This is a genomic window from Gammaproteobacteria bacterium, assembly GCA_011375345.1.
GTDB lineage: Bacteria > Pseudomonadota > Gammaproteobacteria > DRLM01 > DRLM01 > DRLM01.
Map to the genome: position 1 here is coordinate 19007 of DRLM01000143.1, position 10523 is coordinate 29529.

General features: G+C 64.1%; 9 protein-coding genes. 8 read left to right on the plus strand and 1 reads right to left on the minus strand.

What is annotated here, in order from left to right:
• The first annotated feature begins 16 nt into the window (after positions 1 to 16).
• From ENJ19_10920 to rnd, 6 genes are all read left to right on the plus strand, one after another.
• Positions 17 to 343 carry a YbaB/EbfC family nucleoid-associated protein gene (locus tag ENJ19_10920; protein ID HHM06231.1) on the plus strand — a complete coding sequence of 109 codons (327 nt, stop codon included), beginning with the start codon at positions 17 to 19 and terminating at the stop codon, positions 341 to 343.
• A 1-nt stretch (position 344) separates the two neighbouring features.
• Positions 345 to 947, plus strand: coding sequence for a recombination protein RecR (recR, locus tag ENJ19_10925; protein ID HHM06232.1), 603 nt, complete (start codon positions 345 to 347; stop codon positions 945 to 947).
• Positions 919 to 2109, plus strand: a complete 1191-nt coding sequence (locus tag ENJ19_10930) for a glucose dehydrogenase (GenBank protein HHM06233.1) — start codon at positions 919 to 921, stop codon at positions 2107 to 2109. The genes recR and ENJ19_10930 overlap by 29 nt, the downstream gene beginning before the upstream one ends.
• On the plus strand, positions 2106 to 2528 hold the full coding sequence (locus tag ENJ19_10935; protein HHM06234.1) for a hypothetical protein: 423 nt from the start codon (positions 2106 to 2108) through the stop codon (positions 2526 to 2528). Before ENJ19_10930 ends, ENJ19_10935 begins: the two co-directional genes overlap by 4 nt.
• 15 nt (positions 2529 to 2543) lie before the next feature.
• Positions 2544 to 2984, plus strand: coding sequence for an Rrf2 family transcriptional regulator (locus tag ENJ19_10940; GenBank protein HHM06235.1), 441 nt, complete (start codon positions 2544 to 2546; stop codon positions 2982 to 2984).
• A gap of 689 nt (positions 2985 to 3673) precedes the next feature.
• Positions 3674 to 4828: a ribonuclease D gene (gene rnd, locus ENJ19_10945; protein HHM06236.1), complete on the plus strand. Its 1155-nt coding sequence runs from the start codon at positions 3674 to 3676 to the stop codon at positions 4826 to 4828.
• A gap of 4 nt (positions 4829 to 4832) precedes the next feature.
• On the opposite strand, the gene tagH is transcribed toward rnd, so the two are convergent.
• On the minus strand, positions 4833 to 6140 hold the full coding sequence (gene tagH / locus ENJ19_10950) for a type VI secretion system-associated FHA domain protein TagH (GenBank protein ID HHM06237.1): 1308 nt from the start codon (positions 6138 to 6140) through the stop codon (positions 4833 to 4835).
• A gap of 234 nt (positions 6141 to 6374) precedes the next feature.
• Here tagH and ENJ19_10955 point away from each other — a divergent pair, with 234 nt between their 5' ends.
• Positions 6375 to 8336, plus strand: coding sequence for a ShlB/FhaC/HecB family hemolysin secretion/activation protein (locus ENJ19_10955; protein ID HHM06238.1), 1962 nt, complete (start codon positions 6375 to 6377; stop codon positions 8334 to 8336).
• Positions 8333 to 10523 (plus strand): filamentous hemagglutinin N-terminal domain-containing protein (locus tag ENJ19_10960; GenBank protein ID HHM06239.1); only part of this gene is annotated, 2191 nt, incomplete at its 3' end. The genes ENJ19_10955 and ENJ19_10960, both read left to right, overlap by 4 nt.

Sequence of the window (10523 nt, forward strand, 5' to 3'; positions counted from 1 at the left end):
CAGGGGGAGCAGCATCATGATGAAGGGTGGACTCGGCAATCTGATGAAACAAGCCCAGCGCATGCAGGAAAACATGCAGAAGGTGCAGGAAGAAATCGCCCAGATGGAAGTGACCGGCCAGTCTGGCGGCGGCCTGGTGAGCGTGGTGATGAACGGTCGCCACGACGTCAAGCGGGTCGCCGTTGACCCCAGCCTGATGGAAGAAGACAAGGAAATGATCGAAGATCTGCTGGCCGCCGCCGTCAACGACGCCGTGCGCCAGGTGGAAGAGGCCACCAAGGAAAAAATGTCCGCCGCCACTGCGGGCATGGGCTTGCCGGCGGGCATGAAACTGCCGTTTTGACATGAGCGCCGCCCCCCGTTCCGCTCTGGCGGAATTGATGGACGCCTTGCGCTGCCTGCCCGGCGTGGGACCCAAATCCGCCCAACGCATGTGCTATCACCTGCTGGAACGGGACCGCGACGGTGCCCGGCGCCTGGCCGCCGCCCTGGGTGCGGCGCTGGAGCGCATCGGCCACTGCATGAGCTGCCGCAATCTCAGCGAACAGGAGCAGTGTGATATCTGTCGCGACCCTGCCCGCGACGGGGCGCTGCTGTGCGTGGTGGAATCGCCCGCCGACGTTCAGGCCATCGAACAGGCGGCCATCTACCGCGGTCGCTATTTCGTCCTCATGGGCCACTTGTCGCCCCTGGACGGTATTGGTCCCGAGGAACTGGGCCTGGATCGGCTGGAGCAGCGCCTCGCCGGGGGCGGCGTCAGCGAAGTCATTCTGGCCACCAACCCCACCGTGGAGGGGGAGGCCACCGCCCACTACATCGCCGGGCGGGTACGGGCCCGGGGCATCGCCGTCAGCCGCATCGCCCACGGCGTGCCCATGGGGGGCGAGCTGGAATACGTGGATGGGGGCACCTTGTCCCATGCTTTTTCCGGGCGGCGCCACGTATAGCGGTCGCCGGCTGGCGGTGGCCGCATTGCTCTTTTTGGGCACTGGCGCGCTCCACGCTGCGTCAACTTGCATCCCTGCCGCGCCCCCTGCCACCTGGCCCCCCCTCGCTCTGCGCCCCGTGGCCACGGGCCTGGAACAGCCCGTGTTTCTCACCACTGCTCCGGGTGCGGCGGACACGCTCTACGTCGTGGAACAACAGGGCACGGTGCGGCGCATTGTTCGGGGCGTCCTCGATGGCACGCCCTGGCTTGATCTGCGCGACCGCGTCAGCAGCGGCGGGGAAAAGGGCCTGCTCAGCCTGGCATTCCATCCCGACTTTGCCGTCAACGGCCAGCTCTATGTCAACTACACCGGTCGCGCCTTTGGGTTGTACACTTTTGTCTCCCGTTTCACCGTGGGCGACGGCGGCCGGCCCGACCCGGACGGTGAAACCAAAATCCTCAAAATCAAACAGCCCTTCGGCAACCACAACGGCGGGCAGATCGCCTTCGGCCCCGATGGCTATCTCTATATTGGCATGGGCGACGGTGGCTGGGCCAATGATCCGTTCGGTCACGGTCAGGATCCCGGCACTTTGCTGGGAGCGCTGCTGCGCATTGACGTGAACCGGGCGGCGCCCGGGCGGCCCTACGGCATTCCCCCGGACAACCCCTTCGTTACGGACAAACAGGCCCGGCCGGAAGTCTGGGCCTACGGCTTGCGCAACCCCTGGCGCTTTTCTTTCGACCGCGCCAGCGGCCGCTTGTACCTGGCCGATGTGGGCCAGAATGACGTGGAGGAGATCGACCGCATCGAAAAAGGCGGCAACTACGGCTGGAACGTGATGGAAGGGGACCGCTGCTTCAAGCGCGCCACCTGCCCCAAGGCGGGTTTCCAGGCACCCCTGCATGTTTACCACCATCCCACCGGCTTCGCCGTAACCGGCGGCTATGTCTACCGGGGCGCGGGCGTGCCCGCCCTGTGCGGCGTGTATCTCTTTGCCGATTACGTGAGCCGGAAAATCTGGGGCTTGCGCGAAACGCCTGAGGGTGTCACCGTAAAGTTGCTGGTTACGGCGCCGGATAACATCAGCAGCTTCGGCGAGGACGGCCGCGGCGGGCTTTATGTCCTGGGGCATAAATCCGGCACAGTGTGGCGATTAGTTGCAGCGGAGGAACCATGACCGAAGGCGGTTACGACATTCTGGCGATCGGGGCGGCGGTGGTGACCTTTATCTTGATGGTGGTGGCCTTTTACCTGCCTCGTCGCCGCTGGTTCCACATGCCCGTCATGATTGGCGTGATCCTGTTCGATGTATTGATGCCTGTTTATCTCTACCTCACCCGTGACTGGTATCAGCGGCTCATCGAACAGGAAGAGATCTTCATGTTCTCCATCTGGATGCATTTCGGCCTGGTGCTCACCCTCTATGCCCTTTATGTCTTGCAGATCATGACGGCCAGAAAGATCCTTGCCGGCGACGCGGCGGCCCGCACCGATCACCACTGGCAGGGAAAAGCCATCCTGCTGGTGCGCGCGCTGGTCATTCTCACCGCCGCCACCTTGCTTGAACCCACCGTCGTGCAGGAAGGGGCGGTCTGAAGCGCGGCGGGTATCATGCAGCTTACCGTCTACAGTGATTATTCCCTGCGTGTCCTGCTGTATTTGGCCGTGCACCCCGCCCATACCGCCACCATCAACGACATCGCCCGGGCCTATGCCATTTCGCGCAACCACCTGGTCAAAGTGGTCCATAACCTCGCCACCCAGGGCTTTTTGCACACCACCCGTGGCCGGGGCGGTGGCATCAGCCTGGCTGATGACCCGGCCAACATCATTGTCGGCAATGTGGTGCGCAAAACCGAAGGCCGCTTTGACCTGGTCGAATGCTTCGACAACGTCAACAACACCTGCCCCATCACCGCCGCCTGCGCCTTGAAGAGTGCCCTCTATGAAGCCCGCAGCGCGTTTTTGGACGTGTTGGACAAATACACCCTGGCCGATGTGTTGGCGAACGATGACTGGCTGCGTCACAAGCTCGGATTGCCGCAGGAATAAAGGGCACAAGGCTGGACCCCGCCGGTTGCGCGGTGGGCGAGCATGGGCCTGGATGCCCCGTCGCATGCAACGGGGCGACACGTCATTGTTAACCCGGCAATTAGGATTGTCGGGTTAATAGCGCGGCACAGGGAGGTGCCGCCATTGGCGCAAGTCAATGCGAGCCCGCGAAATACCAGCCATTTCGCACAATGGTGCCCGTATTTCGCGGGCGGCAATCAAACAGGTCAGGACGACCTGTTTGATTGCCGGGTTAATAACAAATGAGGCCGCCGTAAACCGCGTCTGCGGCGACCGGCCTTGAAAAAGGCCAGGAGAGCCTTTTTTCAACCATCCTGCTTAAGGAATTCCCCTGCAGACCGATACCTACGCTGACAAGGTGACGGTACACCTCATCCCCCCCAACCCCCTACCGTCACCTTAGCCACCCACTGAGCCCCGACGTGCGTTGGGGCTTTTTTTTGGCACGGGCCCCGGCGGGAAATCCATAGTCCCTAAAAGCGGGGCGGGTATGCCCTTTTGTGATCCCGTTCACGGAACCGGGAAATTCAGTGTGGATAATGGGAACCGAGATGACGATCCTCCCTTCTCTCCCCTACACCCCCTAATCGTCATCTTGGCCACCCACTGAGCCCTGACACACGTTGGGGCTTTTTTTTTGGCCGCTGCGGTTGTTATGCTTGCCGCCCATGTCTGATACCACTGACTTTGAGTACGTTGACCGTGCGGTGTCACTTCAGGATCTCAGCAAACGCTTGAGCGGCAGCGACTGGTTTGCCATCGATACGGAATTTCACCGGGAAAAAACCTATTATCCGCAGCTTTGCCTGATTCAGGTGGCCACGCCGCAGATCCGCGCGGTCATTGATCCCCTCGCCTTGGACGACCTGGCCCCCTTGCTGGAACTGCTCTTTGACCCCGCCAAACTCAAGGTGCTGCACGCGGCGCGGCAGGACTTGGAGATTTTCTTTCATTTGGGGGGGGCGGTTCCCGGTCCGGTCTTCGACACCCAGCTTGCCGCCCCCCTGCTGGGTTATGCGGATCAAATGGGCTTTGGTGCTTTGGTGGAAGCCGAGTTGGGGGTGAAACTGGCGAAGGGCCACGCCAGGGCGGATTGGCTCAGGCGGCCGCTCCCCGAGGCCCAATTGAATTACGCCATCGACGATGTGCATTACCTGGTGGAGCTCTATCAAGGCGTTCGTCCCCGGCTGGCACAGATGGGCCGCCTTGAGTGGTTGAATGAAGACTTCAGGGCCCTGGAAGACCCTGCTCTTTACTCGGTGGCGCCCGGGGAGGCCTGGCGGCGCATCAAAGGGGCTCACCGTCTGCGGCCCGCTCAGCTTGCCGTCCTGGTGTCCCTGGCTGAGTGGCGGGAGGTGCGGGCGCGGGAACAAAACCGTCCCCGGAACTGGATACTCAAAGACGATGTGTTGCTGGATATTGCCCGTGCCCGGCCCACCTCCGGTGGCGCCCTGTCTCAGATTCGCAGCCTCAATCCCGACGCCCACCGGCGATTGGGAAAAACGTTGATTAACATCGTGCTGGCGGCGGGGAACGCCTTGCCGCCCGAGGTTTCGCTGTACTCGCCCGCACCGGCCCTGACGCCGAAAACACAGGCCTTGGTGGATGTGCTCAGTGCCTTTACCAAACTCATTGGCGAACGGGAATCCATCCACCATCAGGCGCTGGCTCCCCGTAAGGAACTGGAATTGCTGGCCCAGGGAGAACGGCATGTGAACGTCCTGCGTGGCTGGCGCCGGCGTCTGGTGGGAGAGGAACTGTTGGCCGTGCTGGCCGGGGAACACGGTTTGCGGGTGAAAGACGGTGTGCTGACGATAGAATGACCGCTCAGTGTCGCGCCGCAGCGATTTTGCGCACCTGCTCCTCGTAAGCCCGGGCGAATTCCTCGCCGAAGATATGGGCAAAATCATCCGCCGCTTCTTTGGCCAGTTTGGCGAAGTACTCCCGATAGAGTTCCCAGTATTTCGATTTCTTGTTGCCGCCCAGCACGCCGCCACGGGCGGTGCGGGAGAATTCCTCTTCCAGTACCGCGGGATCGAAACGGCGGAACAAGACCTGCAGCGCTGCCTGCATACCCGCCATGACAGCCAGTTGATGGGCTTCAAGATCGGTGAAACTGTCGCGCACGGCTTTGGCGGGCGTCATGTAACCGCTGCGGTCCGCATTCAACATGTGTCCCAAGGCTTCCTCGGGTGACACGGAAAACTTCAACGGATTGTTCTCCCGTGCCTGGATCTGGGTCACAGACATGCGGAACTCGCTTTTGATCTGGCTGCGTGCCCGCAACACGGCCATCAGCCCCGTTAATGTGTCGCGAAACACCTGTCCCATTTCCTCCATGAATGCCGCAGGGTTGTCCGGCGGATGGGTCATGCCCGCCCCCCTCAAAAACGCCCGGGCCATGTCATCGGTGTTGGTGGTGGCAGGGGGCGGTGGGGCGGGGGCGGTCGGCGCGGGCCGGGGCGCCGGTTCCGGCCCCAGCGGGGGTGTACCCGGATCGAAGTCTTCCGGAATGAGTTCGGCCCCGGGTGGCGGGCTGGTGGTGGGCGGGGCGGGCGCGGCTTCTGCACCGGCGTCCCAGTCGTCGGGAATGAAGCCCGGCGGTTCGAAATGATCCTGCAGCGGCGATTGCAGCTCGGGGGCGGTGTGGACTGCGTTGGCGGTGGGCGGCGGCGGAGCGGGCGCGCCATCCTCCGGGCCGCCAAAAAAGGCCAGGGGGTCCAGGGCTTGATCGGTGTCCGGCGCATGGGCAGAAGATGGAAACGGTGAAGCCGGGGATTGTTCGGGAAGAACTCCGGCGAGCAGGCTGCCGTCCACGCTGTCTATGCTCACAGAACAGCGGAAATCGCCCAGGGTGATCCGGTCACCGTGGTGCAAAGGAGCGCTGTTGCCCTTGCCCAGCGGCAGGCTGTCGTCATTCAAAAAGACGCCATTGGTGCTGGTGTCGGTGATGGTATAACGGCCGTGTTCCTCCCGCACAACGGCATGCTGGCCCGATACGATGCGCTGCTCATCATGCAAGACCCAGTCGTTGTTGGGTGCGCGACCGATGGTGCCACCGCTGACAAAGGTGTGCTGCATGGTTTGGGCCGGGGGCAGGGAGGGCGGGTCGATGAGGGTGAGCGTCAGTGGCATAGGATCACTACCTGTATGAATATTCGGTGCCGTCGTCTCATCACTGCGAAAAAAGGTCCGCCGAGATCACGGTTCAGCAGCGGGCGCCTCGCATTTTATAACAAAAACTTTGGCCTCATGAGCGGCGTTGCCGCCGGCCTGTCCTTTGCGTAAACTCCAGCCCTTCAGCGGGTTATTCCAGCCTGGGGCTGGGGCGTGGGCGGCCACGCGCCCCGGCGTGGTGTATTGAGAACAATGGACAACAACACAACCGTTCTGGGAATCCCTCTTTCCCGCGCGCCGGGCCTGCGTGCCGCCGGCTCTCGCTTGATGATTGTCCTGCTGCTTGCCAGCGTGGTGCCGGGGGGCGCTGTGGCGGCCGATGCTCCGCTATTGCCCGAGGCCGCCCGCGCCGGCACGCTTCTCCCGGCCGGCGGCGACGGGCGGACGGGGCCCGCCGCCCCGGCGGAGCTTCTGATCCCGCCGGTGATCGAACGCCCGCTCAGTGTGGACGAGGGGGAGCGCGTCCGGGTCGCGCGGTTCGTGCTCAAGGGGGCGGCGGACCATCCAGAATACGGCCTGCACGTGGCGGAGCTCGAAGCGCTGCTGGAGGCGCTGCGCATCAAAGCGCAGGGTCTGGACAAGCTGGATGCCCGGGGCTTCAGCCGCGAAGACGTTGAGCTGGGAATGGGCTTTCTGGGCCAGTTGCTGGAGCGGCCGGGGGACAGTGCCGGCAGCGACGATCTGGAGGCTTTGGAAAGCGTGCTGGCCCGGCTGCGGGAAAACCGTCGCCGGCGTGGCTTGACCGTCGGCCAGCTCCAGCAGATTGCCAACGAAGTGACGCAGCGTTACCGCGAGGCTGGCCTGATCCTGGCGCGCGCCTTCATTCCGGCCCAGACGGTGCAGGATGGCGTGGTGGTGGTGCAGGTGCTGGAGGGACGGCTGGGGCGGGTGGTGGCCGAGGGCAACCAGCGCTACCGCAACTCCGTGCTGGAAGCCCCGTTCAGCCATCTGGTGGACCGGCCGGTACACAAAAGCGAAATCGAGTCCGGCATTCTCCAGGTAGCGGATTATCCGGGCCTGGCCGTGTTCGGCGTATTCCGGCCCGGGGATTACGTGGGCACCACCAAGCTGGTGCTCAAGGTGCAGGATGAGCAGGCCTGGAACTACTCGCTGCGCGGCGACAATTACGGCTCCCCCTTCACTGGTGAATACCGTCTGCGGGCGGATCTGTCCATCAACAATCCCACCGGCGCGGCGGACAAGTTCAGCGCCAACCTGACCAAAAACTTCAAGCCCAGCAACGGCCTGTTCGGCGTTCTGCGGTATGAGCGGCCGCTGGGCACACCGGTCTGGCGGGGGGGGGTCAACTACGCCCGGTACCGTTTCGATCTGGGCGGCGACTTGCGCGAGCTGGGCATCAGCGGCACCACCGAGGAAGGGGGCCTGTCCCTGCGGCGGGTTTTCCAACGCAGCCGGGCCCGGAACAGCTATGGCCTGCTGGAACTGACCCGCAAGAGCGCGCGCATCGACGATCCGGTGAACAAAACCGATGATCTGACTGTGGCCAATGTGGAATACGGCTTCGACTTCCTCGACCGCCGTTTCGGTGGCTTCAACACCGCCCGCCTGCAATGGCAGCACGGCTTCGGCGGCCTCTTGGGCGCCATGGACAGCACCGATGCGGCCGATGCCAGCCGCCGCGGCGGTTCGGGGGTCAACGCCGGCGGCCGCTTCGATAAATGGGCCGTGCGCATCCAGCGTTTGCAGCGGCTGGCGCTGGGCCAGTCCCTGTTGCTTGACCTTCAGGCCCAGTATTCCGATGATTTGCTCACCTCTTTGGAGCAGTTTTCCATTGGTGGACCCAACAGCGTGCGGGCCTATTCGGTGTCGGAGTTTTTACGGGACAAAGCCTATTTCGCCTCGGTGGAATGGATTGCCAAGGCGCCGGGTTTCGCCAGCCGCCCGGCCTTTCGGGGCCGCAGTTGGGGGGAAATTATGAGCGTCTCGGTGTTTGCCGATTTCGGCGGCGGCTGGTTGAACGATCCCACCGCCAGTGATTTGCCCTATGTGGCCATCGGCGGCGCCGGGGTGGGCCTGCGCTTCAATCTGCCGCCCTGGTCGTCGCGGCTGCAGATTGCAAGGCCCTTCACCGACGAAGAAGCCGGTAACGGCCGCGCGACGCAATACTATTTCGAGCTGGGGTATGCCCAATGAATGTGATCCGTGCCCAGGCCCTGGGTCTTGCCTTGGCCTTGAGCGTGTCCCTGCCCGCGCAGGCAGGGCCGGAGGGCGGCACGGTGGTAGGTGGCAGGGCCGAGATTCACCAGCACGCCGATGGCCGCACCGAGATTCACCAGCATTCCGGCCAGGCCGCCATCGACTGGGCCTCCTTCAACGTGGATGCCGACGAGCAGGTGCGCTTTGAACAACCCTCATCCCAGGCGGCGGTCCTGAACCGTATTCTCGATGAGCAGCCTTCGCAGATCTTCGGCCGCATCGACGCCAACGGCCGGGTGTTTTTGCTCAACCCCAACGGCATTGTGTTCGGGGACAGCGCGCGGGTGAACGTGGGGGCCTTGGTGGCCAGCACCTTGGATTTGACCCTGGAAGATTTTCTCGAGGAAAACTACCACTTCATCGCCCTGGATGAGGGCTTCGGCGGCATCATCAACCGCGGCCGGATCACGGCGGCGGACGGCGGCTCGGTGAGCCTCTTGGGTCGCACGGTACACAACGAAGGGCTGATCCGGGCCCGGTACGGCCAGGTGAACCTGGGTGCCGGTCGCCGCGCCACGCTGGATTTCGACGGCGACGGCCTGCTGCGTTTTGAACTCCAAGACAGCGCTTCCCGGGCGGCCGTCAGCAACAGCGGGACCTTGGCAGCCGACGGCGGCGCCGTGGTGCTCACTGCCCGCGCCGCGGATCAAGTGTTGGGAGATGTGGTGAACAACGAAGGCCTTATCCGCGCCGGACGCCTGAAGCGGCGCGGCGGTGTGGTGCAGTTGCTGGGCAGCGGAGGGGACCTGCATCACAGCGGCGTCATTGACGCCGACGGTCGCACGGCATCCGACCACGGTGGCGAGGTGACCCTCTCCGGTGACCGGGTGGCATTGGAAGATGGTGCCTCGATCAGCGCCTCCGGTGCAAAAGGCGGTGGCCGTATCCGTGTGGGGGGCGAGTACCGGGGCAGCGGCCAGACCCCCGCTGCCCGCGAAACTTTTGTCTCGTCCGAGGCCCGCCTGAGCGCTGATGCCACCGCCAAGGGCGACGGTGGCAAGGTGATCGTATGGGCGGACGGGCGCAGCCGCTACTACGGCCGGACCAGCGTGCGCGGCGGCGCCCAGGGCGGCAACGGCGGCTTTGTCGAGATATCCGGCAAAGAACGGCTGATCATGCAGGGGGGCGTGGATGCCCGCGCGCCAAAGGGCGAGGTGGGCACGGTGTTGTTGGATCCGAAAAACATCGTTATCGAAAACAACGGCGCCGGCACCGAAGTGGCCGTGGTGAACTTCGGTGACGGTGCTGATCCCGGCCCCGATACCAGCCGTTTTGATGGCGATGACCTGGCAGCCCTGGATGCCAACATCGTGCTGCAGGCCAACAATGACATCACCGTCAATGAAGCCCTGCCCGCCACCGCCACCGCCGGCCGCACCCTCACTTTGCAGGCCGGGCGCAGCATACTCATTAACGCCAACCTCAGCACCAACGACGGCGCCATCACCCTGACCGCCAACGACAGCGCGGCCAACGGCGTGGTGGATGCCCAACGCGATCCAGGGGCGGCGGTCATCGCCATGGCCGATGGCACCACCATTGACGCCGGCAACGCAAACATCACCGTCACCCTCAGCGATGGTGCCGGTCTCAGCAACAACGCCAGCGGCGATATCACCCTGGAAAACCTCACCACCAGCGGCCACGTGCTGGTGCGCCACAATGGTCCCAGCGCCGGCGGAGACGTGCTGCGGGCCTCGGCAGATGCCCAGATCAGCGCCGCATCCGTGGCCCTGGACATCAGCGGGGCGGGCGGCGGCGGGGCCATCGGCGCGTCCGGCACTCCGCTGCGGCTGGCGGCTGCCAATGTGGAGGCCCGGGCGCAGGCAGGCGGGCTGTTCCTGGACGCGCCCGGCAGCGGTTTCACCATTGGGGGAGCGGCCTTGGGGGGGATGACGGGCCTCAGCACCACCGGCGGCGGCGCGGCCACCGTGACCACCGCAGGCACCCTGCAACAAGCGGAAGCGGTGAACCTGGGAGGTACCACCACCCTGAACGCCGGTGCCAATGCCGTCACCCTCACCAATGCCGCGAATGATTTTCAGAGCACTGTCAACGTCACCGGTGGCGCGGTGAGTCTGGCGGATGCCAACAGCCTCAGCCTGGGCACGCTGAGCGCCGGCA

Excerpts from the sequence above, each read along its gene's own strand:
- ENJ19_10920 (HHM06231.1), top strand. The coding sequence starts at position 17 with ATGATGAAGGGTGGACTCGGCAATCTGATGAAACAAGCCCAGCGCATG.
- recR (HHM06232.1), top strand. The coding sequence starts at position 345 with ATGAGCGCCGCCCCCCGTTCCGCTCTGGCGGAATTGATGGACGCCTTG.
- ENJ19_10930 (HHM06233.1), top strand. The coding sequence starts at position 919 with ATGCTTTTTCCGGGCGGCGCCACGTATAGCGGTCGCCGGCTGGCGGTG.
- ENJ19_10935 (HHM06234.1), top strand. The coding sequence starts at position 2,106 with ATGACCGAAGGCGGTTACGACATTCTGGCGATCGGGGCGGCGGTGGTG.
- ENJ19_10940 (HHM06235.1), top strand. The coding sequence starts at position 2,544 with ATGCAGCTTACCGTCTACAGTGATTATTCCCTGCGTGTCCTGCTGTAT.
- rnd (HHM06236.1), top strand. The coding sequence starts at position 3,674 with ATGTCTGATACCACTGACTTTGAGTACGTTGACCGTGCGGTGTCACTT.
- tagH (HHM06237.1), bottom strand. The coding sequence starts at position 6,140 with ATGCCACTGACGCTCACCCTCATCGACCCGCCCTCCCTGCCCCCGGCC.
- ENJ19_10955 (HHM06238.1), top strand. The coding sequence starts at position 6,375 with ATGGACAACAACACAACCGTTCTGGGAATCCCTCTTTCCCGCGCGCCG.